We start from the raw sequence: 23,616 nt of genomic DNA, 5'->3' as shown, positions 1-23,616 counted from the left end.
AAATCATTATGTCTCGTGATGCCGTCATCGTTTCGACCGCGCGCACTCCGATCGGCAAGGCCTATCGCGGCGCGTTCAACGCCACTCCCGGCGCGACGCTTGGCGCGCTGAGCCTTGCCCCTGCGATGGAGCGTGCCGGGATCGACCCGGGCGAGGTCGACGACGTGCTGTGGGGTGCCGCGCTTCAGCAGGGCGCGCAGGCCGGCAATCTCGCGCGCCAGGTCGCGCTGCGCGCCGGGTGCCCGATCGGCACCAGCGGGATGACCATCGACCGCCAGTGCTCGAGCGGCCTGATGAGCATCGCTACCGCCGCCAAGCAGGTCGTGATCGACCGCATGGACATCGTCGCTGCCGGCGGACAGGAGTCGATCAGCCTCGTCCAGACCAAGGAAATGCGGGTCATGCCCGATCCCGAGCTTCTGGCGATTCATGGCGCGATCTACATGCCGATGCTGCAGACCGCGGAGACGGTCGCCAACCGCTATGGCATCAGCCGCGAGGCGCAGGACGAATACGCGCTGCAGAGCCAGCAGCGCACCGCCGCCGCGCAGCAGAACGGCATCTTCGACGACGAGATCGTCGAGGTGACCCGCACGATGAAGGTGCAGAACAAGGAAACCGGCGAGGTTTCCGACAAGGAAGTCACGCTCAGGCAGGATGAGGGCAACCGTCCCTCGACAACCCTCGAAGGGCTGGCGGGCCTCCAGCCGGTTATCCCGGGCGGCTCGATCACCGCGGGCAACGCCAGCCAGTTGTCGGACGGTTCGGCCGCGGTGGTGGTGATGGAAGCGGGCGTCGCGGCGAAGAAGGGGCTGTCGCCGCTCGGCCGCTACGTCGGCATGGCGGTCGCCGGCACCGAGCCCGACGAGATGGGCATCGGCCCGATCTTCGCGATCCCCAAGCTGCTCGACCGGTTCGACCTCAAGGTCGACGACATCGGCCTGTGGGAACTGAACGAGGCGTTCGCGGTGCAGGTGCTCTACTGCCGCGACAAGCTCGGCATCGACAACGACCGGCTGAACGTCAACGGCGGCTCGATCTCGATCGGCCACCCCTACGGCATGACCGGCGCGCGCTGCGTCGGCCACGCGCTGCGCGAGGGCAAGCGCCGGGGCGAGAAGTACGTCGTCGTGACGATGTGCGTCGGCGGCGGCATGGGCGCCGCGGGGCTGTTCGAAGTCCTCTAGGGGACTCGCCAGCCGGCTCCGTCCCCTGCCGCGTCCTTCCAGGCGCGGAACGGGGGATAGGTCGGCTGGTCGATCTCCATCCGGGCGATCGCCAGTTCGATCAGCTTCCCGATCAGCGCATCGTCTAGAACCGCGGCCCCGCGGATCCGGTCGGCCAGTTCCTGCATATCTTCGGCGCCGGCAGGCGCGGCGCGTTCGAGTTCGCGCTGGGCGATGCCGAGCGCATTGGCCGCGACCTTCTGCGCGAAACCGGGTGCGAGGCCGCGTTCCAGCGCGGCGCGCACTTCGCTGACGATCAGCCGGGCGGGCGGATCGGCACTCATCCGGCCGCCTCCTGCCAGGCCGGATGACCGGGCGCGAGCATCCGCATCAGGTCGAACTCGGTTTCCGACGCGCGCCGCGCGATCACCGCGCCTTCGACCGACCGCGCGCCGTCCATGAACGCGCGCGCCGCGCCCGCGCACATCGTGCCCCAGTTCATCGTCTGGAACACCTCCCACGCGTAGAGCTCGTCGCGGTCGACCGCTGTGCCGCCCGCTTCCTCGTACCCCGCGATCAGGTCCTCGCGCTCACCGAATCCGCCCACCGGCAGGTCCGGCCGCTGGAATCGCCAGCTGGGCACGCAGAGCCACGCGAGGTCGCTCGCGGGCGCGCCGACGTGCGCCAGCTCCCAGTCGAGAACGGCGCGGATGCCCTCCGGCCCGACCAGAAGGTTGCCGGTGCGAAAGTCGCCGTGGAGCAGGCGCAGGTCGCCTCGGTCGGGCAGTCGCTCCTTCAGCCAGCGCAGCGCATATTCGAAGACCGGGCGCGGTTGTCCGGTGTCGCGATACCGGCGCTCGAGCCCGGCAAGCGCTGCGCCCGCGCTCCGCACCTCGAGTTCCGGCAGGTCCGGTGCGGGCACCGCGTGCAGCCGCGCGAGAACCTCGCCGCAACGGCGTGCCATGCCGGCGCGAGCCTCGGCGAGTTCGAGCAGGCGCACCACGCGCGGGCCGAGCGTTTCGCCTGCAAGCCGGTCCATCGCGTAACCATCACCCACTGGCGAACCAGCGGGCACGACAAAGGCGATGCCGGGCACCGGAACGCCCGCGTCCCCGGCGAGCCGGATCAGCTGGGCCTCGGCCGCCACGCTGCCGAGCGCCTGCCCTGACTGCCCCGCGCCGGGCGGGTTGCGCCGCAGGACGAGCGGGCGGGATGATGCCCCGGGCACTTCGAGGTCGAAGGCCCACAACTGCTTGCTGGCACCCCCGCCGAGCTTTGCCAGGCCCGCGATCCGCGCGTTTGCCAGCCCGGCATCGCGCGCCGCCCGTTCGAGATCGTCCCGCAGTGCGTCGACGTCGACCTCCGCCGCGCCGGCGCCGCCAAGGCTGGTGATCGGTTGTTTCGCGGAGGCCGCCATCGGTATCGGCGAGATTGCCCGACCGCTTCCGGTTGCGCAATCGCCGCGCGCGCGGCACGACGCGGGCGGGGAGAGACACGCGCATGGATTTCACGATTCCCGCCGACCTCGAGGCCTATTACGCCGAGCTCGAGGCGTTCATCGAGGCCGAGATCGAACCGCTGGTCGCGAAGGACGACAACGTCCGCTTCTTCGATCACCGCCGCGAGCACGCGCGCACCGACTGGGAGGCGGGCGGCCTGCCCCGGCCCGAGTGGGAGGACCTGCTGCGCCAGGCGCGCAAGGCGGCCGACGCGGCCGGCCACTGGCGCTTCTCGGCCCCGGAGCAATATGGCGGAAGGGACGGCTCCAACCTCTGGATGGCGGTGATTCGCGACCGCTTCGCGCAGCGCGGCCTGGGCCTCCACAACGACCTGCAGAACGAACACTCGATCGTCGGCAACTTTCCCTTCGTGGCGATGTTCGACACGTTCGGCACCGCGGAGCAGAAGGCGGAATTCATCCTCGGCGGGTTCAAGGGCACCCGCCGCGTCGCGTTCGGCCTGACCGAGCCCGGCCACGGCTCCGACGCCACCTGGATGGAAACCCGCGCGGTGCCCGAGGCGCGCGGCGGTGTCCCCGGCTGGCGGATCGACGGCGAGAAGATGTGGATCACCGGCATGCACGTCGCCACCCATTGCGCGACGTTCGCCCGCACGGGCGGGGCCGACGGCGAGGCGCGCGGGATCACCTGCTTCCTCGTCCCCAACCCCACGCCCGGCCTGAAGATCGAGGAGTGGATGTGGACCTTCAACATGCCGACCGATCACCCGCGGCTGAGCCTGACGAACGTCTGGGTGCCCGACGCGGCGATCCTTGGCGAGGAAGGGCGCGGCCTCGCGCTGGCGCAGAGCTTCGTGCACCAGAACCGCATCCGCCAGGCGGCATCGAGCCTCGGCGCGGCGCAGTACTGCGTCGAGGAGAGCGTCAGGTACGCGCGCGAGCGCAAGCCCTTCGGCGAGGAGCTGGCGAAGAACCAGGCGATCCAGTTTCCGCTCGTCGAACTCGCCACCCAGTGCGAAATGCTGCGGCTGCTGATCTACAAGACCGCGTGGGAGATGGACAATATGCCGCACGAGGAGATCGAGCGGACGATCTCCGACCGGATCAGTATGTGTAACTACTGGGCGAACCGGCTGGTCTGCGAGGCGGCCGACCGCGCGATGCAGGTCCACGGCGGCATCGGCTATTCGCGGCACAAGCCGTTCGAGCACATCTACCGGCACCACCGCCGGTACCGGATCACCGAAGGGGCCGAGGAGATCCAGATGCGCAAGGTGGCGGCCTACCTGTTCGGCTATCTTGGCCCCAGGAAGAGCAAGTTCGGGTGAACACCTGATCACGCGGGAGTTGCACGATGGGCATCGTCGAAATTCTTGGTATCGCAGGCAGCGTCAGCCTGCTGGCGGGATGGCGGCTCTACCTGGCGATCTTCGCCACGGGACTGGCGATGCGGCTCGAGGCATTGCCGGTGCCCGAACATCTCGCCGCGCTCGACGCGCTGGCGAACCCGTGGGTCATGGGCGTGGCGGCGATCGCCGCGCTGGCCGAGTTCTTCGCCGACAAGGTCGCCTGGCTCGATAGTGCATGGGACGCGGTCCACACGTTCGTGCGGCCGGTCGGCGGGGCGTTGCTCGCGCTTGCCATCGTCGATCCGGGCGATCCGGCGTTCCAGGCGCTCGCGTTCATGCTCGGCGGCGGCGCGGCACTCGCGGCGCACGCCGGCAAGGCCGGTTCGCGCGCTGTGGTGAACGCGAGCCCCGAGCCGTTCAGCAACATTGCCGTCTCGTCGGTCGAGGACGTTGCCACCGCCGGCCTCCTGTGGGCCGCTTACGAATACCCGTACGCGGCCGTCGGGATCGCGGCCGTGCTGATCGCGCTCACCGCTTGGTTGCTGGTCATCGCGCGCCGGGCGCTCCGCAAGCTCTTCGCGCGCGGACGCCCTGCGCCGCCCGCCTAGGCCGCCGCCCGCAGCCTGCGCGCGCCGTGGCGCTCGATGAACGCCTCCACCTGCGGGGCGATCCGGTCGCGCCAGCGGCTGCCGTTGAAGATGCCGTAGTGGCCGGCGCCCTCCGCGAGGAGGTATTCCTTCTTCGACTTCGCGAGTCCGGTCGCAAGGTCGAGCGCGGCCCTGGTCTGGCCGATCCCCGAGATGTCGTCGCGTTCGCCCTCGACCGCGAGGATCGCGGTGTCGCGGATCGCGCCGAGGTCGACCCGCGCGCCGCGGTGGACGAAGGTGCCGTTGGGCAGCGAGTGTTTCTGGAACACCTCCTCGACAGTCTGCAGGTAGAATTCGGCGGTCATGTCGCAGACGCTGCGGTATTCGTCGTAGAACGCCTTGGTCGCGTCCGCGCTCGCCTCGTCGCCAACGGTGAGGTGTTTGAACATCTCGTAGTGGCTCATCATGTGGTTGCCGAGGTTCATGCTCATGAACCCGGCGAGCTGGAGGAACCCCGGATAGACCCGCCGGCCCGACCCGGCATACTGCATCGGCACGGTGGCGATCACGTTGTGCCGGAACCACTCGATCGGCCGCTCCATCGCCATGTCGTTGACCGTCGTCGGCGAGCGGCGGGTGTCGATCGGGCCGCCCATCATGGTCAGCGTGGCGGGGCGCGCGGGATGCCTGGCGGCGTTCATCACCGCGGTCGCGGCGAGCGCGGGGACCGATGGCTGGCACACCGCGATCATGTGCGTGCCCTCGCCGATGAAGGCGAGGAAATCGACCAGGTAGTCGATGTAGTCGTCAAGGTCGAAGCGGCCCGCGCGGGCCGGAACCATCTTCGCGTCGGCCCAGTCGGTGATGTAGACCTCGCACGTCTCGACCATCCGTTCGACCGTGCCGCGCAGCAGGGTCGCGTAATGGCCGCTCATCGGGGCGACGAGCAGGACCCTGGGCGCGCCTTCGGCCAATCCCTCGCGGGTGAACCGCCTGAGGTCGCCGAACGGCCGGCTTCGCACGATGGCCTCGGTCACCGCTTGCGTGGTTCCGCCGACTTCGACGCTGTCGATGTTGAAGGCCGGCTTGCCGCGCGGCTGGGTCGCGTGGGCGAACACCTCGAGCGCGCTCGCGGCATAGGGGCCAAGACCCATGTAGCCCATCGGCATCGCCGGGTTGGACATCAGTTCGGCACCGATCGAGGCCCAGGCGCTGACTCCGCCGAGCCATGCGCGCTGCAATTCGTATGCGTGGTAAAGCAAACCCGGTCGTCCCCTGCTGGAAAAACGCCTCTGGCGGGCGGTTAGGCCGGGCAACCTGCCCGTATTCGTTTCGTTGTGCAACGCACAACCCGTCGATTCGGTCCGAACGGCGCCAACCTCTGTGGATTTCCCCTTCCCGCTTGCCTATGTCCGCCGCGATGGATGCGAGCACCCCCGCCGAAACGCCCGTTGCCGACAGCGGGATCGAGGTCCCGGCCGAACGCGCCCCGAAGGCGCGCAGCATTCGCCCGCTGCTGATGATCTGGCGCCAGGCGCTGCACTATCCAACCCAGGTCGCGCTGGCCCTGGTCGCGCTGGCGATAACCGCCGCGGCGACGCTTGCGATCCCGGCCTATTTCAAGGTCCTGATTGACCGCGGCTTTTCGCAGGGCGGCGACATTGCCGGGATCGAGCACGCGGTGCGGCTGCTGTTCGGCGTCGTGGTGATCCTCGGCCTGGGGACCGCGATGCGGTTTTACTTCGTCAGCTGGCTCGGCGAACGCGTCGTCGCCGACATTCGCGAAAAGGTGCAGGCGAACCTCCTTCGGCTCGCCCCGGGCTTCTATGAAGAGAACAGCCCGAAGGAAATCTCCAGCCGGATGACCAGCGACACAACGCTGATCGAGCAGGTCGTCGGCACCACCGTCTCAGTGGCGCTGCGCAACGTGCTGATGGCGATCGGCGGCACGATCTACCTGTTCACCCTGGTTCCGACGCTGACCATGTGGATGGTCCTGATCATCCCCGCGGTGGTGATCCCGATCACCGTCTTCGGCCGGCGGCTGCGCAACGTTTCCCGGTCGAGCCAGGACCGCGTCGCCGACATTGGCGCGATGGTGACCGAGGTGCTGGGCGCGATGAAGATCGTCCAGGCGTTCAACCAGGAAGGCCGCGAGCGGGCGCGCTTCGACGCCGCGGTCGAAGCAACGTTCGCCACGGCCCGCCGGCGGATCGTGATCCGCGCGGCGATGACCGCGCTGGTTATCATGATCGTCTTCGGAGCGATCGTGCTGCTGCTCTGGCGCGGCGCGGTGGGGGTGGCGAGCGGAGAGATCTCGGGCGGCACGATCGCCGCGGTGGTCCTGACCGCGGGCCTCGTTGCGGGCGCATTCGGCGCGCTCACCGAGGTTTACGGCGACCTCCTGCGCGGCGCGGGCGCAGCCAGCCGGCTGGCCGAACTGCTGCACGAGGAGCCCGCCATCGCGGCTCCCGCGCGGCCGGAGGCGCTTCCGGTGCCGCCGCGCGGTTCGCTGAGCTTCCGCAACGTCAGCTTCCGTTATCCCACGCGCCTCGAAAGCCCGGCGCTGCGCGATTTCACGCTCGAGGTTCAGCCGGGCGAGACAGTCGCGATCGTCGGCCCCTCGGGGGCCGGCAAGTCGACCATCTTCCAGCTGGCCGAGCGGTTCTACGATCCGCAGGCGGGCACCATCCGCATCGACGGGGTGCCGCTCACCAGCGCCGATCCTGCCGAGATCCGCCAGCGGATCGCGTTCGTGCCGCAGGAAGGCGTGCTGTTCAGCGCCGATGCGCGCGACAACCTGCGCTACGGCAACTGGGACGCGACCGACGACGAGATCTGGGAGGCGGCCCGCGCGGCCAACGCCGAACGCTTCCTGCGCGAGTTGCCCGACGGTCTCGACACGTTTCTTGGCGAAAACGGCACCCAGCTGTCGGGCGGCCAGCGGCAACGCGTCGCGATTGCCCGCGCACTGCTGCGCGACGCGCCCATCCTTCTCCTCGACGAGGCGACCAGCGCGCTCGACGCGGAAAGCGAGCGCCTGGTCCAGGACGCGCTCGACCGGCTGATGAAGGACCGCACGACGCTCGTCATCGCGCACCGGCTCGCCACCGTGCGCGCGGCGGACCGGATCGTGGTGATGGACGAAGGCCGCATCGTCGAGCAGGGGAGCCACGGCGTGCTGGCGGCGGGCGGCGGGCTCTATGCCCGCCTCGCCGCGCTCCAATTCGGCGCGCACGAAGCGGCCTGAGGCGCGATCCTGTCCGGCCGCCAGTGCGGGCGTTCATCGCAGCCTAAGCCGCTGTAATCCATCAAGGCAACACCCGTGTCGACCAACGACATGGACTAGCGAGCCGCAAATCGCTTGGCGTGCGCCAGCGCGCGGAGCGACCCCGCGTCCGTGAGACTTTCCGAGGGACCTTCATGATCGACAGAATTCTCGCCGCCGGCGCCAGCGCTCTGGCGCTCGCCATCGCCGCCCCTGCCGCCGCGCAGGATGCCTCCGGCCCTGCCGCTGAGGCGGCGACGCCGACCATGAGCTTCGGCGAATGGGGCTTCGATCCCGCCGGCCTCGATGCCTCGATCGATCCCGGCGACGACTTCTTCGGCTACGCCAACCGCAAGTGGCTCGAGGCGAACCCCCTGCCACCCGAGTTCAGCCGTTTCGGCGCCTTCAACCTGCTTGCCGAAAAGTCGACCCGCGACGTCAAGGCGCTCGTCGACGAACTGGTCGCTCGCGACCCCGCGACGCTGACCTCTGACGAGCGCCGGATCGTCGACGTCTACCAGTCGTTCCTCGACGCTGCCGCGATCGACGCGGCGGGCCTCGCGCCCGCGCGGCCCTATCTCGACGCGATCGGCGGGGCCGATACCCTGGCGGGCCTCGCGACGCTGTGGGGCGGGGTAGGCTACCCGTCGCCGCTCGGCGGCTATGTCTCGGTCGATGCGAAGGAGCCGACCCGCTATTCGGTCTACGTCGGCTCGGGCGGCCTGGGCCTGCCCGACCGCGACTATTACCTCGACGACAGCGACAAGGGCCGGGCGATCCAGGCCAAGTATCGCGATTATCTCGCGTTCCTGCTCGGCCAGGCTGGCTACGCCGATGCTGCCGGAATGGCGCAGAAGGTCTACGCGTTCGAGGATCAGATCGCACGCAAGGTGTCGTGGGATCGCGCCACCCGGCGCAACCGCGACCTGACGTACAATGCCATGACGCCCGAACAGCTGTCCGCGATCGATCCCGCGTTCCCGACCGCCGCGCTTCTCGCCTCGGCCGGCCTTGCCGGGACCGATCGCTACATCGTCGGCGACCTTCCCCCCAGCGCGGAGCGGGCCGCCAGCCTGGGCCTCGGCACGACGACGCTGACCAAGATTGGCGGCGGCACGCCGGCGATGATGGCGCTTCTGCGGGCGACCCCGGTGGAGGTTCTCCAGGCGTGGACCGCCAAGGGCTTCCTAAGTGCGAACGCGGCGGTGCTTCCCGGCGCGATCGACCAGGCGCAGTTCGATTTCTACGGCAAGACGCTCAACGGCACGCCGCAGCAGCGCCCCCGCTGGAAGCGCGCGATCGCCGAGGACGAGAACCTGCTCGGCGAACTCGTCGGCGCGTCCTACGTCGAACGCTACTTCCCGCCCGCGAACAAGGCGGCGATGGTCGACCTCGTCGAAAACCTGCGCAAGTCGCTGGGTGCCAGCATCCGGGAGAACACCTGGATGGGGCCGGACACCAAGAAGGAAGCCCTCGCCAAGCTCGCCGCGTTCGACCCGAAGATCGGCTATCGCGACAATCTCGAGACTTATGAGGGCCTCGACATCGTTCCCGGAGCGGCGCTCGCCAACCGCATGGCGGCCGCGAAATGGGAATACGCCGACATGCTGTCCAAGCTCGGCGGGCCGATCGACCGTACCGAGTGGGGCATGCTGCCCCAGACGGTGAACGCCTATTACAACTCGACGAAGAACGAGATCGTGTTTCCCGCCGGCATCCTCCAGCAGCCGTTCTTCGGCCTCACCGCCGACCCGGCGGTGAATTACGGCGGGATCGGCGCGGTGATCGGTCACGAGATGGGCCACGGGTTCGACGACCAGGGCTCGAAGAGCGACGGGACCGGGATGCTGCGCAACTGGTGGAGCGATGCCGACCGCGCTGCCTTCGAGAAGCTGGCCGGCGCGCTGGTCGAGCAGTACAACGCGTTCTGCCCGCTCGACGACGGGGAAACCTGCGTCAACGGCAAGCTGACGCTGGGCGAGAACATCGGCGACCTCGGCGGCCTGTCGATCGCCTACCGCGCCTATCACATGTCGCTCGGCGGCAAGCCGGCGCCGGTGATCGACGGACTGACCGGCGACCAGCGGTTCTTCCTCGCCTGGGCGCAGGTGTGGCGCTCGCAGCAGCGCGACGACGCCGCGCGGCAGCGCCTGCGCACCGATCCGCACAGCCCCGAGCAGTACCGGGTCAACGGGATCGTTCGCAATTTCGACGAATGGTACAAGGCATTCGGGGTTACCCCCGACGATGCGCTGTACCTTGCGCCGGAGAAGCGGATACGCATCTGGTAGGCATTTTTCGGATGATGGGGCGGGCCGTGTCGCTTGACTTGGCCCGCCCTTTCTTCATGGCGCGCACATGGGTCTGACGCTTACCGCCATTCTCCTCGGCATCGTCGAGGGTCTTACCGAGTTCATCCCGGTCTCCTCGACCGGGCACCTGATCCTTGCCTCCGAGCTGTTCGGCTACGACGCCGCGGAATGGGAAACCTTCAACGTCGTCATCCAGCTCGGCGCAATCCTCGCCGTCGTCGTCCAGTACTGGCCGACCTTCTGGGACGAGGGGATGAAGCTGCTCCGGCTCGAGGCCGAGGGTATCCGCTTCCTGCGCAACATCCTGCTCGGCTTCCTGCCCTCGGCCGCGCTGGGCTTCGCGCTGCGCGGGTACATCTACGACATGCTGGAAAGTCCGACGGTCGTCGCCTGGGCGCTGATCGCCGGCGGAATCGGCATCCTCGCGATAGAGAAGGCGGTCGAGCCCGGCCCGGAGCGCAAGGTCGCCGATCTGCCGGTGCGCCAGGCGCTCGGAGTGGGCTTCGCGCAATGCCTCGCGCTCGTCCCCGGCGTCAGCCGTTCGGGCGCGACGATCATGGGCGCGCTGGCTCTCGGCGTCGGTCGCAAGACCGCGGCCGAGTTCTCGTTCTTCCTCGCGATCCCCACGATGCTCGGCGCGACCGTGCTCAGCCTGGCCGACAAGGGCGACCAGCTGGCCGGAGGTGCCGGGGTCGGCTGGACCGAAGTCGCGATCGGCTTCGCGGTCAGCTTCGTCGTCGCGCTGATCGTCATCCGGGCTTTCGTTGCCTACGTCTCGCGCCACGGCTTCGCGCCCTTCGCGTGGTACCGGATCGCGCTCGGCGGCGCGGCGCTCGCCTGGCTTGCGCTCCGCTAGTCCTTCGCGCCCTCGTTTCGTCGCATTCTGCGGAACCATCGTCGGTTTCGATGCTTCTTGGCAGGTGAAGACATTTGATTAGCGAGTTAAGTGGTGGGTTTTATTGTACTTTTGGCAGTCGGCGGCGTGCTGGCGTGGCTGGCGTCGATCCTCACGCGGGGTGACGATGCGCGTTCGATCGCGCTGAACCTGGTCGCGGGAGAGTTCGGTGCGCTGGTGTTTGGCGCCCTGGTGACCCGCGAGTCGCTGGTGCTGGGCATTTCGGCCAGCGCCCTGTTGGCCGGCATTGTCGGCGCGATCGCGATGCTCGTGCTGCTGGCCGTCACCCGACTGCGGATCGCTCGCTGACCCTGCCACAATTTTGACTTTTTTACCGGGGCCCCCCTTGATATGCAGGGGGCCCATCCAAAAAGGGGAAGACTGTAATGAAGAAGCTCATTGCCATTTCGTCGGCGCTCGCCCTCGGCCTTACCGTCGCTGCCTGTGACGGCCCGAAGGAAAACGCCATGGAAGACGCCGGCGAGCAGAACGCCGAAGCTGTCAACGAGCAGGCTGAGGCCATGGAAGACGCCGGCACGATGACCGACGAGCAGGCCGACGCGGTGACCGACGCCGCCGAAGACAAGGCCGATGCGATGGAAGAGGCCGGCGAAGCCGCTGACAACGCCACCGGCAACTGAGCTCGGTCAGTTCAGGCAGAAAGACGGTCCCGGAGCGATCCGGGGCCGTTTTTTTTGGCCCGTTTGCGGTGCTAGACGGGCTTCGCCCCGCTGCCGCGACCGCCGCGCAGGAGGTATTCCTGCGTGCCGCGATGGACCACGTTGTCGAGATCGATCACCGCGCTGTTGGCAAAGGTGAACCCCGGCGGCAGCGAGCGGTACAGACGGTCGAAATCGCGCTCGACCGTCTGGCGGAAAAGATCCTCGAAACTCTCGATCACGAAATAGGTCGGTTGCAGGTCGTCGATCACGTAGTCGGTCCGCATCACCCGATCGACGTTGAGCATGATCCGGTTGGGGCTCTCCGCCTCGGTCGCGTAGACCACCTCGGTCGGGCCGGACAGGATGCCCGCGCCGTAGGCCTTGAGGCCGCCGGCCTCCTCGATCAGCCCGAACTCGACCGTGTACCAGTAGAGTGCGCCCAGCGCCTTGAGGCGATTGTAGCGCATCGCCTTCCACCCGGCGCGGCCGTATTCCTGCATGTAGTCGGCGTAGACCGGGTCGGTCAGCATCGGCACGTGCCCGAACACGTCGTGGAAGACGTCGGGCTCCTGGATGTAGTCGAAGGTTTCGCGCGTGCGGATGAAGTTGCCCGCGGGGAAGCGGCGGTTGGCAAGGTGCCAGAAGAACACGTGATCGGGGATCAGCATCGGCACCGGCACGACCGACCACCCGGTCAGCGCGGAGAGATCCTCGCTGAGCTTGCCGAATTCGGGCACGCCGCCGCGATTGAGGTTCAGCTTCTGCAGGCCCGCCATGAACGCGCTCGCCGCGCGGCCCGGCAGGACGTCCATCTGGCGGGCGAACAGGTCGTTCCAGATCGCGTCTTCTTCGCTCGAGTACTGCGCCTGGGCCGGTTCGAGCCAGTCCTCGCCTACGTGCGCCGGCCGCTTGAGCGGCGCGGTGAACACGTCCGCCGGAAGATCCGGCAGCGCGGAGAAGTCTTCTTCAGGTTTCGCGAGCGTGGCCATTGTTTCAACCGTAACGAATAGCACCGCAGCCCGGTGCCCGCAAATGCCGGTCAGGCGGCGCGTTCGAAGATCGCGGCGATGCCCTGGCCCCCGCCGATACACATCGTTTCCAGCCCATAGCGCGCCTCGCGCCGGGCCATTTCGTGCGCCATGTCGGCAAGGATGCGCCCCCCGGTCGCACCGATCGGGTGGCCGAGGCTGATGCCAGAGCCGTTGACGTTGAGGATGTCCAGTCGGGAATCGTCCTCGGACCAGCCCCAGCCCTTGAGCACCGCGAGGACCTGCGGTGCGAACGCCTCGTTGAGCTCGACGAGATCGACCTCGTCCCAGCCCATGCCGGTGCGCGCGAACAGCCGCTCGACCGCCGGCACGGGTCCGATGCCCATCCGGCTCGGGTCGCAGCCCGCCGCCGCGTAGCCGGTGAACCACAGCATCGGTTCGAGCCCCAGTTCGTCGAGCTTGTCCTCTGCGACGACAAGGCATGCGGCGGCCGCATCGTTCTGCTGGCTGGCGTTGCCCGCGGTCACCACGCCGCCTTCGAGCGCGCGCAGCTTGCCGAGCGATTCCATGCTCGCGTCGGCGCGGAAGCCCTCGTCCCTCGCGAACAGGACCGGGTCGCCCTTCCGCTGCGGCACCTCGACGGGCACCAGTTGCGCGTCGAACCTGCCAGCCTCCCACGCGGCAGCGGCGTTGCGGTGGCTGCGCACAGCAAAGGCGTCGGCCTCCTCGCGCGTGATGCCGTAGTCGCTGGCGAGATTTTCCGCCGTTTCGATCATGCCGGTGATGACCCCGAACCGCTCGATCGGCTGGCTCATCAACCGGCCTCGGGTAAGCCGGTCCCACAGCTCGACGTTGCCCGCCTTGACCCCGCCGCGCAGCGCCGTGGTGTAGTGCTCGACGTTCGACATCGATTCGCAGCCGCCCGCGACGACCACGTCGGCATGCCCGCTCTCGACCATCATCGCCGCATTGACGACCGCCTGCAGGCCCGAACCGCAGCGCCGGTCGAGCTGGTAACCGGGTACCTCGAGCGGGAGGCCGGCGGCGAGCCAGGCCCAGTGCCCGATCGCGGGGGCCTCGGCGTTACCGTAGCCCTGGCTGAAGACAACGTCGTCGACGCGGTCGGGATCGATCCCGCTGCGCGCGACCAGCGCCTTGAGGATGACCGCGCCGAGCTGGCCCGCTTCGAGCGGGGCGAGCGTGCCGAGGAACTTGCCCACCGGCGTGCGCAGCGGGCTGACGATGGCGGCCCTGCGGCCGGTCTTGCGAATGGTCATGGGCGTTTCCTCAATCCGTTGCTGTCGCTCGTGTCGACCACGCCGCGGTCGACCAGGTCGCCGATCACGCCCGACGACAGGCCAAGCCGCTCGGCGAGCACTTCCTCGCTGTGCTCGCCGAGAAAAGCAGCAGGCCGCGGGTCGCCCGCCTGTTCGCCGCCGAGGTGCGCCATCGAGCGCGGCGCGGGGTAGGCGAACCCGCTGGGGTTGGCGGGCGAGGGGCCGAACAGCGGGTTGTCGGCGACGAGCGCGGGATCGGTCACCGCCTCGTGCATCGTGCGGTAGCGTTCGAAGGTCGCACCCGCCGCGCCCAGCGCCTGGGCGAGGTCTGCATAATCGCGCTGCCCGGCGGCGCCCTGCACGATGGCGAACAGCGCATCGCGGTGGACGAAGCGGTTGTGATCGGAGTGGGCAAACTGCACGCCGGTTTCGGCCTCGAGCACGGCGATCGGCGCGGCGATGTCGAGCGCGTCGACCATCGCCCGCCACTGCTTCGCGGTCAGCACCGCGACCATGAACCGCTTGCCGTCGCGGCTCGTGAAATCACGCCCCAGCGCGCCCCAGATCGCGTTGCCGAGGCGCGGCCGGTCGGTGCCGCGATAGAGCATCTCAGCCAGGGCACCCGAATTGGCGACGGTGCCGATCATCACGTCGCCGAGCGGCAGGCGCACCTCGCTCCCCTCGCCCGTGCGGGCGCGGTGGTGGACCGCCGCCAGCAGCGCGAAGGCTCCGTAGGCGCCGGTGATGAAGTCCCACGCGGGCAGCACCTGGTTGACGGGCGGCGCGGTCGCGGGGTCCCAGTCTTCCGGCCCGGTCATCAGCGGGTATCCGCTGGCCGCGTTGACGGTGAAGTCCATCGCCTGCCGGCCATCGTGCCAGCCCATCACGCGCACCGAGATCATGTCGGGCCGCCCCTCGCTCACCGCGGCGTGGCTGAGGAAGCTCTGCTCGGGCAGGTTGGTGACGAGCTGGCCGGTGGTCCTTGCCAGAGCGACGCACAGCTCGCGCCCCTCGGCCGACCGCAGGTCGAGCGCGACCGATTTCTTCGCGCGGTTCAGGTTCTCCCACGCGAGGCTGCGGCCCTCGGCGGTCTGCATGTAGCGATCGTAGTCGAGCCCGCCACCGATTTGGTCGACGCGGACCACCTCGGCGCCCATCTGCGCGCAATAGAGCCCGATCGTCGGCGATGCGACGAAGCTCGATACCTCGATGACCGAAAGATCGGCGAGGAGGCCGTACATCTACGCCTGCGCCGCGAAATCGCGCAGCATATGCTTGGCGATCTGCAGCTGGAGGATCTGCGTGGTTCCTTCGTAGATGCGGTAGATGCGCGCATCGCGGAAGAATCGCTCGGCGTCGTATTCTGCGAGGTAGCCGGCGCCGCCGTAGATCTGCACCACCCGGTCGACCACGCGCCCGCACATTTCCGAGGCGAAGACCTTGAACGCAGCGGCCTTGCGCAGGATGTTCTCGCCCGCGTCGGCGCGCGCGGTCACGTCGGCCATCATGCATTCGGCGGCGTAGATCTCGGTCTCGCTCTCGGCGAGCATCTGCTGGATCAGCTGGAAGTTGGCGATCGGCTCGCCGAACGCCTTGCGCTCGGTCGCGTAGCGCAGCGCGCTGTCGAGCGCGCGGCGGGCGTATCCGGTCGACGCCGCACCGACCGAAATGCGCCCGTTGTCGAGGCTTTTCATCGCGAACACGAAGCCCTTGCCGGTCTCTCCCCCGAGCAGCGCATCGCCCGGCACGTGCACGTCGTCGAGGATCACATCGGCGATATGGCTGCCGGCCTGGCCCATCTTGTGGTCGGGTGACCCGACGGTGACGCCGGGCGTGTCCATCGGCACGATGAAGGCGGACACGTGCGCGTTCTTGGGCAGGTTCTCCTTCTCGGTGCGGGCCATGATCAGGCCGACCGAGGCGTGCGGCGCGTTGGTGATGTAGCGCTTGGTCCCGTTGAGGATCCAGCCGTTGCCGCCCGGATCGGGCTTCGCGGTCGTCGCCATCGCGGCGCTGTCGCTGCCGCTGCCGGGCTCGGTCAGGCCGAAGCAGGCGATCTCGCCGGCGGCGATGCGCGGCCACCACTCGGCCTTCTGCGCGTCGGTGCCCCCGTTCTTGATCGCGGAGTTGAACATCCCGACGTTGATCGAGAAGATCGAGCGGAAGGCCGGCGCGGCATAGGCCATCGTCTTGACCACGCGCGCATACTGCGATGTGCTGAGCCCGGCACCGCCGTAGTCCTCGGGCACGGTCAGGCCGAACAGGCCCATGTCGCGCATCTCGTTGACGATCGGCTCGGGGATACGGTCGGCTTCGATCACCTCCCGCTCGGCCGGGATCAGCCGTTCGCGCACGTAGCGCTCGAGCTGGTCGATGAACTGTTCGAACAGTTCAGGGTCCATACCGGTCATTTAATTCTCTCCCGCCGACTCCGATTCTTCTGTTGCCGATGCGGCCGCGCTCGGCAAGGCCCCGGAAGGGATCGCGCTCGCCGGCAGGCGTCGCTCCTCCAGCATCGCCGCAGCCTCGTCCAGCGCCGCGGCTTCGTCCACGGTCACCCCGCCGGGGCCCGGATCGGTCGCCGCGGATCCGCAGGCGGCCAGCGCCAGCATGGCGGCGACGGGCGGAAGGCTCCTCGCGAACAACATGGTCACGCCATACTCGCCTTCTGAAAAAGGAAAAGCGGGCGAATCGCGTCGACCGCGATCCGCCCGCCTTCCATGGCGCAAGGGGCCGAGCGCCTTACTGCGCGTCGGTGGCCGCCTCGGCAGCCGCGGCGGCGGCCTGCGCGCGCGCGGCGACTTCGGCGGCATTGGCGCCGGCCTGCTCGGCGGTCGCCTGCGCGGCGTCGGTCGGTTCGGCGGCGGCGTCCTCCGAAGCGTTGGCGCTCGGGTCGGCGACGGGTTCTTCGGTCACGCCGGCCATCGCCTCGTCTGCCGGCATCTCGACCGTGTCGGCCTCGGCCGCGGTCGAGGCGTCGTCGGTGCTGCCGCAAGCGGCGAGGCCGAGCGTGAGCGGCAGGGCGATCAGGGCAATCTTCTTCATCGGTGGTCTCCTCGAATGGGTTCGGACCGCTCCTACGCGCGCCACATTCGCGCCGCAATCGCCGCTGTCCACAAGCGGTGCATTTCCTTCCGCCCACTGCCTGTGCCAAGGCGCCCGCGATGGCCACGGTCGCACCTCCTTCTCCCGGTCCGGCGCTCGCCGAGGCCCGCGGCAAGCTGCGCGAAGTGTTCGGCTTCGACGATTTCCGCGGCGTGCAGCCGCAGGTGATCGAGCGGGTGCTGGACGGCCGCTCCACGCTCGCGGTCATGCCGACGGGGGCGGGCAAGTCGCTGACCTACCAGCTTCCGGCGACGATGCTGAAGGGGACCTGCGTGGTCGTCAGCCCGCTGATCGCGCTGATGCACGACCAGCTGCGCGCGGCGCGCGCCAACGGCATCGCCGCTGCCACGCTGACGAGCGCCGACGCTGACTGGCGCGAGACGATGGACGCGTTCCGCGCGGGCCAGCTCGACCTGCTCTATGTCGCGCCCGAGCGGGCAAGCCAGCCGGCGTTCCGCGACCTGCTGTCGTCGGCGCCCATCGCGCTGTTCGCGATCGACGAGGCGCACTGCGTGAGCGAATGGGGCCACGATTTCCGCCCTGACTATCGCCAGCTTCGCCCGCTGATGGACGCGTTTGCGGGCGTGCCGCGGCTGGCGCTGACCGCGACTGCCGACGCGCACACCCGTGCCGACATCCTGACCCAGCTCGACATTCCCGAGAGCGGATTGATCGTCGCCGGGTTCGATCGGTCGAACATCCGTTATGCGATCCGCCACCGGGACAACCCGGTGCGTCAGATCGCCGACCTGATGCGGACCGAGCCGGGGCCGGGGATCGTCTACGCCCCGACCCGGGCGAAGGTCGAACAGCTGGCCGACAAGCTCGCCGCGGCTACCGGGCGCCCGGTCCGCCCTTACCACGCGGGGCTCGATCCCGCCGTGCGTGCGGGCAACCAGGCCGCGTTCGTCGAAAGCGAGGACATGGTGATCGTCGCCACGATCGCGTTCGGCATGGGGATCGACAAGCCCGACGTGCGCTTCGTCGCCCATGCCGGTCTGCCCAAGTCGATCGAGGCCTATTACCAGGAGACCGGCCGCGCGGGCCGCGACGGCGACGCCGCGCAGGCGGTCATGCTGTGGGGCGCCGACGACTTCGCCCGCGCCCGGCAGCGGATCGGCGAGGTGCCCGAAGACCGTCGCACCTCCGAGCGCACCCGGCTCGACGCGCTGGCGGGCCTCGTCGAGACCGCCGGCTGCCGCCGCGCGGTGCTGCTGCGCCACTTCGGCGAGGATCCGCCGGAACGCTGCGGCAACTGCGACAACTGCCTCGAGGCGCCCGGCGTCCTCGATGTCACCGAACTGGCGCAGAAGCTGCTCAGCGCCGCCTACCGCACTGGCCAGAGCTTTGGCTTCGGTCACCTCCAGAAAGTGCTGACCGGCGCCGGGGACGACCGCGTGATCCAGCGCGGCCACGACCGGCTGAGCGTGTTCGGGATCGTCGGCAACGACGAGGCACGGCTGCTCCAGCCGATCGCGCGGGCGCTGCAGGCGCGCGGGAGCCTCGTCGCGACCGAACACGGCGGCCTTCAGCTCGGCGGCGACGCCAAGGCGATTCTCAAGGGCGAGCGCGCGGTGGAGATCGTCGTGCCGCCGGCGCGCGCACGCTCGCGGCGGCGGGGAACCGGCGGGGAGGCCAATCCGGTGGGCGATCCCTTGTTCGAGGCGCTGCGCGAGGAGAGACGCACGATCGCGCGCGAGGCGGGGGTACCGCCATACGTGGTGTTCCACGATGCCACCTTGCGCGAGATGGCGGCGCTGAAGCCGCGGTCGCTGTCGCAGCTCGGCGCAATCGCGGGCGTGGGTGCCCGCAAGCTCGAATCCTATGGCGAGGCGTTCCTGGCGGTCATCCGGCGGCATTGACCCGCGCAAGCGCATGGCGGCCGCGGGCGGTATCCGGCGGCCGCTGCGCGTGCCGCTAGCTGGCCGCGTAGGGGAGCGAGGAGTGGTGCAGGACGATGCGCAGCTTGCCCTTGCCGTCGCGCACATACCCCCAGGTCTTGTCGACCTTGGTCAGGTTGCCCTTGTCATCCCACATCGAGACATTGCCCATCGACATCGCGCTGTTGCCGGTGATCAGGATGCCGGCGTTCTCGCTCTCGCAGCTGCGCCAGTGCTTGAGCGCGAAGCCGCCGTCGTTGGGATAGGTCGCGTCATCGCCCACGAAGTAGGAAAGCGCGCCGTCGCGCGTGGGGCGGAACGTCTGGGGGGCAGCCGCCAGCGTCGGTTTGAACAGGACCGGTCCCATTCCGTAGGCATAGGTGCTGTCGATGACCTGCCCGGCGAGAGCCTTGTCTGCGGGAAGGACCTTGGTGTCGGCCTCGGTCGAGATTGCGACCAGCGCGTTGCACCAGGCCTGCTGGGCTGCTTCGACTTCCGCGACGGTGATCGGCGCGTAGGTGGCGGCCTGTGCGGCCGGGTGGCCGCCTTCGTGGTGCTTGGCCTGGACCGGCGCCGCGGCGAGGGCGAGGCCGGCGGCAATCGGGGCCAGCAGGTACGTGGTCTTCATGAGCAGTCTCCTTTTCGTGCGTTGGTGGTGGTGAACGGTCGATCAGGGCTGGACCGGGTTGTGCGGCAGGTGCGGAGCGCTGTCCTCGCCGTGGCGGGTCTTCCACAGCGAGTAGAGCACGCCGCTCGCGATCAGCGCGGCGGTCACGGCCAGGCTCAGCACCGGGGGGAACTTGTCTCCGCCGAGAACGAAATCGGACACGAAGATCTTCGCGCCGATGAACACCAGCACGGCGGCGAGCGCGTACTTGAGGTAGTAGAAGCGGTGCACCATCGCCGCGAGCGCGAAGTAGAGCGCGCGCAGGCCTAGGATCGCCATGATGTTGCTGGTGTAGACCACGAACGTATCGGTCGTGATCGCGAAGATCGCCGGCACGCTGTCGACCGCGAAGACGAGGTCGGCGAGGTTGATGACGACCAGGGCCAGGAATAGCGGGGTCGCCGCGGTAACCAGCCTGCCGGTCTTCTCGTCGGCGACCTTGACGAAGAAGTGCTGCCCGTGAAGCGCGCGGGTCACCCGCATGTGGGTCGAGATCCAGCGGACCGCCGGGTTGCGCGCGATATCGGGTTCGTGGTCGCCGGCGAAGAACATCTTGATGCCGGTGAAAACGAGGAAAGCGGCGAAGACGTAGAGCACCCAGTACGCTTCTGCGACGAGCGCGGCGCCGCCCGCGATCATCAGGCCGCGCAGCACGATCACCGCGATGATACCCCACAGGAGCGCGCGGTACTGGTATTTCGCAGGAATCGCGAAATAGCCGAAGATCAGGCTGATCACGAAGACGTTGTCGATCGACAGCGCCTTCTCGATGAAGAAGCCCGTGTAATACTTCATGCCGAGATCGGCGCCGCGCTCGAGCCAGATCCACGCACCGAAGGCGAGCGCGATGCCGATGTAGAACACGCTGAGCTTCAGGCTTTCGCCGATGCCCATCTCGCGGTCCTCCTTGTGGAGGACGCCGAGGTCGAACGCGGTCAGCGCGACGACGAGGCCGAGAAAGGCCAGCCAGAACCACGCCGGCGTGCCGAGCCAGTCATAGAAGAGGAAATCCATCGGGCCTTGCTCCGCCTGAAGGGGCGAATGCCGGGCGCGCCACCGGAGCGCGCCCGGCGACCGGGTCAACGCGCGGGCGCGCGGCGCCGCATCGCGCGCGCGAGGCGCTCCTTTACGGCGAGCTTCAGGTTCTTCAGGCGAATGATCTCGAACGGATCGGGCAGCCCGCGCTTCTGCGCCGCGGCGATCATCTGGTCGAGTTTCTGGTGGCGTTCCATCAGCAGGTACAGCCGGTCGGACATACGTCGTCTCCCTATCGAACGAATTGCAGTTCGATCGGAGTTGCCGACACCGGTGGGCGTTGGGGAAGGGGGTGAGCCCAGGCCCGGCATCGGCAACATCCGATGCGGTCCGACATCACGCGACGCAAAAGCCAGAAGGCCGCTGCGCCGCGCCAGAGGGGCCCGGTCCCGCGAAAGCGAAATGGGGGCAATGCAGCCACTTTCAAGAACCGGTTTGCAAAATTCCGGAATCGATATAAATATGATATCACTTTCATATCGAAGGAGTGATTCGTCATGTCGGTGGAACTGAAGGGGATGACCAGAAGTCGCGAGGTGCCGGCATCGGCGTTCAACGGCTTCGTGATGCTGTTCGTCCTGCTTGCCGTGATTGCGCTGGGCGCGTGGTGGGTGGCGGGCGGCTTCCCGCCCGCGGGTGCCGACAAGGCGACCAAGCTCGCGTTCCTCGGCAGTCTGGTCGGTGCGATCATCGCCACGCTGTTCGTCGCGGTGGGGTTCTACATGATCCAGCCCAACCAGGCGGCGGTGCTCACGCTGTTCGGCGCCTACAAGGGCACCGACCGTACCGAGGGGTTGCGCTGGGTCTGGCCGTGGATCGCCAAGAAGAAGATCTCCGCCCGCGCGCACAACGTCCATTCGGACCGGGTCAAGATCAACGACCTCAAGGGCAACCCGATCGACATTGCCTGCAACGTCGTGTGGCGCGTCGCCGACACCGCGCAGGCGAGCTTCGACGTCGACGATTTCAAGGAGTTCGTGAATATTCAGATCGAGGCCGGCCTGCGCACGGTAGGCGCACGGCATCCCTACGACGACCTCGAGGAAGAGGAGACGACCCTGCGCGGCAGCCCCGACGTGGTCAATTCCGAGCTCCAGACCGAGCTCAACGAGCGGCTGCACGTCGCCGGCATCGTGGTCGACGAGGCGGGCCTAACCCACCTCGCCTATGCCCCGGAGATCGCCGGCGCGATGCTGCGCCGCCAGCAGGCCGAAGCGGTGATCGCCGCCCGCGCGAAGCTGGTGATGGGCGCGGTCAGCATGGTCGAAATGGCGCTGGCCAAGCTGTCCGAGGACGAGATCGTCGAACTCGACGACGAGCGCCGGGCGACGATGGTGTCGAACCTCATGGTCGTGCTGTGCGGCGAGCGCGAGGCGCAGCCGGTGGTCAACGCCGGAACGCTCTACCAGTAGCCGGCCATGGCCGACACGCCGCCCAGAAAGGCCTTCGCCCTTCGCCTCGACCCGGCGGTCTTCGCCGCGGTCGAGCGGCTGGCTGCGGCCGAACTGCGCAGCGCAAATGCCGAGATCGAGGTCCTGCTGCGCGAGGCGCTCAAGGCGCGCGGGATCGCCGCGGAACGGACACGGCCCGCCCGCCGCGGCCGCCCGCCAATGGAGAACTGATCGATGCTGCACGGGTTCTTCGAGGAGGGCGACTGGTTCGCTGCCAAGCGTTTCGGATACGGCGCGGGGCTCCCCATCGCCTGGCAGGGCTGGGTGGTCCTGCTCGTCTATCTCGGCATCGTGGCGGGCGCCGGACTGCTTGCCGGGGCAGACCCCGACGTCGGTCCGTTGGTGGCCGGTCTCGTCATCGCGGTCGCAACCACGGCCCTGATCCTGATCGCACGCCGCCGCACGCGGGGCGGCTGGCGCTGGCGCTGGGGCGAGCAGCCGGACAGGAATCCTTAGGAGCGCGTTAACCAGGATTCGCTATCGCGGGCCCCATGGACAGTCTCGCCCGCCCCGCCGCCGACCGGCGCACGCTCGCTCGGCCGTCCATGGCGCTCGTTCTCGCGCTCGCCGCGGTGGCGGTCTTGGCGATACCTGCCGCCGCGGTCCTCGCACAGGACAGCCCGGGCGCGCCGTTCACGGTGGTAGAGACGGGGCGCGGATATTCCACGCTGCAGCAGGCGGTGAACGCGGTGGGGAGCGGTCACGGCACGATCGCCGTGGCGCCGGGCACCTATCGCCAGTGCGCGGTACAGGAGGCCGGCGCGGTGACCTATCTCGCCTCGCAGCCGGGCAAGGCGGTCTTCGAGAACAAGACGTGCGAGGGCAAGGCCGCGCTTGTTCTGCGCGGGCGCGCGGCCCGCGTGGCCGGGCTGACGTTTCGCGGCATGGCGGTGCCGGACAAGAACGGCGCGGGCATCCGGCTCGAGCGGGGCGACCTCACCGTTGCCCAGAGCTGGTTTCTCGACAGCCAGCAGGGCATCCTGACCGCCAGCGATCCGGCGGGGACGATCGTGATCGACAAGAGCACCTTTTCCGGCCTCGGCACGTGCGAGAACGAGGCGGGCTGCGCGCATTCGATCTACGTCGGCGACTACGGCCGCCTGCGGATAACCCGCAGCCGCTTCGAACGCGGCACAGGGGGTCATTACGTCAAAACCCGCGCCGCCCGCGTAGAGATCGCGAGCTCGAGCTTCGACGATTCGCAGGGGCGCGGCACGAACTACATGATCGACCTGCCCGACGGAGCGACCGGACAGATCACCAACAACTGGTTCGTGCAAGGCGCGGACAAGGAAAATCATTCGACCTTCATCGCGGTCGCGGCCGAAAACCAGAGGCATTCGGCCGATGGCCTCGCGGTGGCGGGCAACGACGCCCGCCTGGCGCCGGGTGTGCGGCGATCGACTGCGTTCGTCGCTGACTGGTCGGATGACCGGCTGACGGTCGGGCCCAACGCGCTCGGCGTCGGCATCAAGCCCTTCGAGAAGCGCTGAAGGGGAACCCCTGCCCGATCC

General features: G+C 68.6%; 25 protein-coding genes. 13 read left to right on the top strand and 12 right to left on the bottom strand.

The features are described from left to right. The first annotated feature begins 8 nt into the window (after window positions 1-8). Complete coding sequence (locus N0B51_RS01830; RefSeq protein ID WP_259960478.1) at window positions 9-1,187, top strand: acetyl-CoA C-acyltransferase; 1,179 nt, start codon at window positions 9-11, stop codon at window positions 1,185-1,187. On the opposite strand, the gene N0B51_RS01825 is transcribed toward N0B51_RS01830, so the two are convergent. After that, window positions 1,184-1,510: a DUF6285 domain-containing protein gene (locus N0B51_RS01825; protein WP_259960477.1), complete on the bottom strand. Its 327-nt coding sequence runs from the start codon at window positions 1,508-1,510 to the stop codon at window positions 1,184-1,186. The genes N0B51_RS01830 and N0B51_RS01825 overlap by 4 nt on opposite strands. Beyond that, complete coding sequence (locus tag N0B51_RS01820) at window positions 1,507-2,583, bottom strand: phosphotransferase family protein (protein ID WP_259960476.1); 1,077 nt, start codon at window positions 2,581-2,583, stop codon at window positions 1,507-1,509. Before N0B51_RS01820 ends, N0B51_RS01825 begins: the two co-directional genes overlap by 4 nt. 83 nt (window positions 2,584-2,666) lie before the next feature. Here N0B51_RS01820 and N0B51_RS01815 point away from each other — a divergent pair, with 83 nt between their 5' ends. Both N0B51_RS01815 and N0B51_RS01810 read left to right on the top strand, forming a co-directional pair. Further along, window positions 2,667-3,953 (top strand): acyl-CoA dehydrogenase family protein, encoded by a 1,287-nt coding sequence (locus N0B51_RS01815; protein WP_259960475.1) that lies wholly within the window; start codon window positions 2,667-2,669, stop codon window positions 3,951-3,953. A gap of 26 nt (window positions 3,954-3,979) precedes the next feature. Next, entirely contained in the window at window positions 3,980-4,582 is a 603-nt protein-coding gene (locus tag N0B51_RS01810) for a DUF4126 domain-containing protein (RefSeq protein WP_259960474.1), read from the top strand. Here N0B51_RS01810 and N0B51_RS01805 read toward each other — a convergent pair. After that, the gene (locus N0B51_RS01805) at window positions 4,579-5,823 is read right to left on the bottom strand and encodes a polyhydroxyalkanoate depolymerase (RefSeq protein WP_259960473.1); all 1,245 of its coding nucleotides are present in this window, start codon (window positions 5,821-5,823) and stop codon (window positions 4,579-4,581) included. The two genes, N0B51_RS01810 and N0B51_RS01805, sit on opposite strands and share 4 nt — an antisense overlap. A 158-nt stretch (window positions 5,824-5,981) precedes the next feature. On the opposite strand from N0B51_RS01805, the gene N0B51_RS01800 reads away from it, so the two are divergent. The 5 genes from N0B51_RS01800 (at window position 5,982) to N0B51_RS01780 (ending at window position 11,677) form a co-directional block, all read left to right on the top strand. Then, complete coding sequence (locus N0B51_RS01800) at window positions 5,982-7,811, top strand: ABC transporter transmembrane domain-containing protein (protein WP_259960472.1); 1,830 nt, start codon at window positions 5,982-5,984, stop codon at window positions 7,809-7,811. A gap of 173 nt (window positions 7,812-7,984) precedes the next feature. Then, entirely contained in the window at window positions 7,985-10,120 is a 2,136-nt protein-coding gene (locus N0B51_RS01795) for a M13 family metallopeptidase (protein WP_259960471.1), read from the top strand. Window positions 10,121-10,187: 67 nt separating this feature from the next. Beyond that, window positions 10,188-10,997: an undecaprenyl-diphosphate phosphatase gene (locus N0B51_RS01790; RefSeq protein WP_259960470.1), complete on the top strand. Its 810-nt coding sequence runs from the start codon at window positions 10,188-10,190 to the stop codon at window positions 10,995-10,997. 93 nt (window positions 10,998-11,090) lie between these two features. Continuing rightward, window positions 11,091-11,345 carry a GlsB/YeaQ/YmgE family stress response membrane protein gene (locus N0B51_RS01785; RefSeq protein WP_259960469.1) on the top strand — a complete coding sequence of 85 codons (255 nt, stop codon included), beginning with the start codon at window positions 11,091-11,093 and terminating at the stop codon, window positions 11,343-11,345. Window positions 11,346-11,422: 77 nt separating this feature from the next. Then, entirely contained in the window at window positions 11,423-11,677 is a 255-nt protein-coding gene (locus N0B51_RS01780; RefSeq protein ID WP_259960468.1) for a hypothetical protein, read from the top strand. A gap of 71 nt (window positions 11,678-11,748) precedes the next feature. Here N0B51_RS01780 and phhA read toward each other — a convergent pair whose 3' ends face one another. The 6 genes from phhA to N0B51_RS01750 form a co-directional block, all read right to left on the bottom strand. Next, window positions 11,749-12,687, bottom strand: coding sequence for a phenylalanine 4-monooxygenase (gene phhA / locus N0B51_RS01775; RefSeq protein ID WP_259960467.1), 939 nt, complete (start codon window positions 12,685-12,687; stop codon window positions 11,749-11,751). A gap of 50 nt (window positions 12,688-12,737) precedes the next feature. Next, the gene (locus tag N0B51_RS01770; RefSeq protein WP_259960466.1) at window positions 12,738-13,964 is read right to left on the bottom strand and encodes an acetyl-CoA C-acetyltransferase; all 1,227 of its coding nucleotides are present in this window, start codon (window positions 13,962-13,964) and stop codon (window positions 12,738-12,740) included. After that, window positions 13,961-15,205, bottom strand: a complete 1,245-nt coding sequence (locus N0B51_RS01765; protein WP_259960465.1) for a CoA transferase — start codon at window positions 15,203-15,205, stop codon at window positions 13,961-13,963. Before N0B51_RS01765 ends, N0B51_RS01770 begins: the two co-directional genes overlap by 4 nt. Further along, a complete protein-coding gene (locus N0B51_RS01760) occupies window positions 15,206-16,366 on the bottom strand; it encodes an acyl-CoA dehydrogenase family protein (RefSeq protein WP_375545923.1) in 1,161 nt (386 codons plus the stop codon). Window positions 16,367-16,375: 9 nt separating this feature from the next. Continuing rightward, complete coding sequence (locus N0B51_RS01755) at window positions 16,376-16,612, bottom strand: hypothetical protein (protein WP_259960793.1); 237 nt, start codon at window positions 16,610-16,612, stop codon at window positions 16,376-16,378. Between the two features lie 94 nt (window positions 16,613-16,706). Then, window positions 16,707-17,009: a hypothetical protein gene (locus N0B51_RS01750; protein WP_259960463.1), complete on the bottom strand. Its 303-nt coding sequence runs from the start codon at window positions 17,007-17,009 to the stop codon at window positions 16,707-16,709. 119 nt (window positions 17,010-17,128) lie between these two features. Between N0B51_RS01750 and recQ the strand changes: the two genes are divergently transcribed. Continuing rightward, window positions 17,129-18,931, top strand: coding sequence for a DNA helicase RecQ (recQ, locus tag N0B51_RS01745; RefSeq protein WP_259960462.1), 1,803 nt, complete (start codon window positions 17,129-17,131; stop codon window positions 18,929-18,931). Between the two features lie 55 nt (window positions 18,932-18,986). Here the strand turns inward: recQ and N0B51_RS01740 are convergent, their stop codons facing one another. The 3 genes from N0B51_RS01740 to N0B51_RS01730 all read right to left on the bottom strand — a co-directional run bounded on the left by N0B51_RS01740 (window position 18,987) and on the right by N0B51_RS01730 (window position 20,872). After that, window positions 18,987-19,577: a metal-independent carbonic anhydrase family protein gene (locus tag N0B51_RS01740; protein WP_259960461.1), complete on the bottom strand. Its 591-nt coding sequence runs from the start codon at window positions 19,575-19,577 to the stop codon at window positions 18,987-18,989. 42 nt (window positions 19,578-19,619) lie between these two features. Continuing rightward, on the bottom strand, window positions 19,620-20,630 hold the full coding sequence (locus N0B51_RS01735; RefSeq protein WP_259960460.1) for a TerC family protein: 1,011 nt from the start codon (window positions 20,628-20,630) through the stop codon (window positions 19,620-19,622). A 65-nt stretch (window positions 20,631-20,695) separates the two neighbouring features. Next, window positions 20,696-20,872 carry an HP1242/YdcH family protein gene (locus N0B51_RS01730; RefSeq protein WP_259960459.1) on the bottom strand — a complete coding sequence of 59 codons (177 nt, stop codon included), beginning with the start codon at window positions 20,870-20,872 and terminating at the stop codon, window positions 20,696-20,698. Between the two features lie 276 nt (window positions 20,873-21,148). Here N0B51_RS01730 and N0B51_RS01725 point away from each other — a divergent pair, with 276 nt between their 5' ends. The 4 genes from N0B51_RS01725 to N0B51_RS01710 are packed head-to-tail and all read left to right on the top strand — an operon-like array spanning window position 21,149 to window position 23,595. Beyond that, on the top strand, window positions 21,149-22,063 hold the full coding sequence (locus tag N0B51_RS01725; RefSeq protein ID WP_259960458.1) for an SPFH domain-containing protein: 915 nt from the start codon (window positions 21,149-21,151) through the stop codon (window positions 22,061-22,063). A gap of 6 nt (window positions 22,064-22,069) precedes the next feature. Then, window positions 22,070-22,273, top strand: a complete 204-nt coding sequence (locus N0B51_RS01720) for a type II toxin-antitoxin system antitoxin (RefSeq protein WP_259960457.1) — start codon at window positions 22,070-22,072, stop codon at window positions 22,271-22,273. A 3-nt stretch (window positions 22,274-22,276) separates the two neighbouring features. Next, window positions 22,277-22,558 (top strand): hypothetical protein, encoded by a 282-nt coding sequence (locus N0B51_RS01715; RefSeq protein WP_259960456.1) that lies wholly within the window; start codon window positions 22,277-22,279, stop codon window positions 22,556-22,558. A 35-nt stretch (window positions 22,559-22,593) separates the two neighbouring features. Further along, the gene (locus N0B51_RS01710; RefSeq protein ID WP_259960455.1) at window positions 22,594-23,595 is read left to right on the top strand and encodes a right-handed parallel beta-helix repeat-containing protein; all 1,002 of its coding nucleotides are present in this window, start codon (window positions 22,594-22,596) and stop codon (window positions 23,593-23,595) included. Window positions 23,596-23,616: the final 21 nt, after the last annotated feature.

It is taken from the genome of Tsuneonella litorea (assembly GCF_025154015.1).
GTDB classification, from domain to species: Bacteria; Pseudomonadota; Alphaproteobacteria; order Sphingomonadales; family Sphingomonadaceae; genus Tsuneonella; species Tsuneonella litorea.
This window is presented reverse-complemented; position numbering and strand designations above follow the sequence as displayed.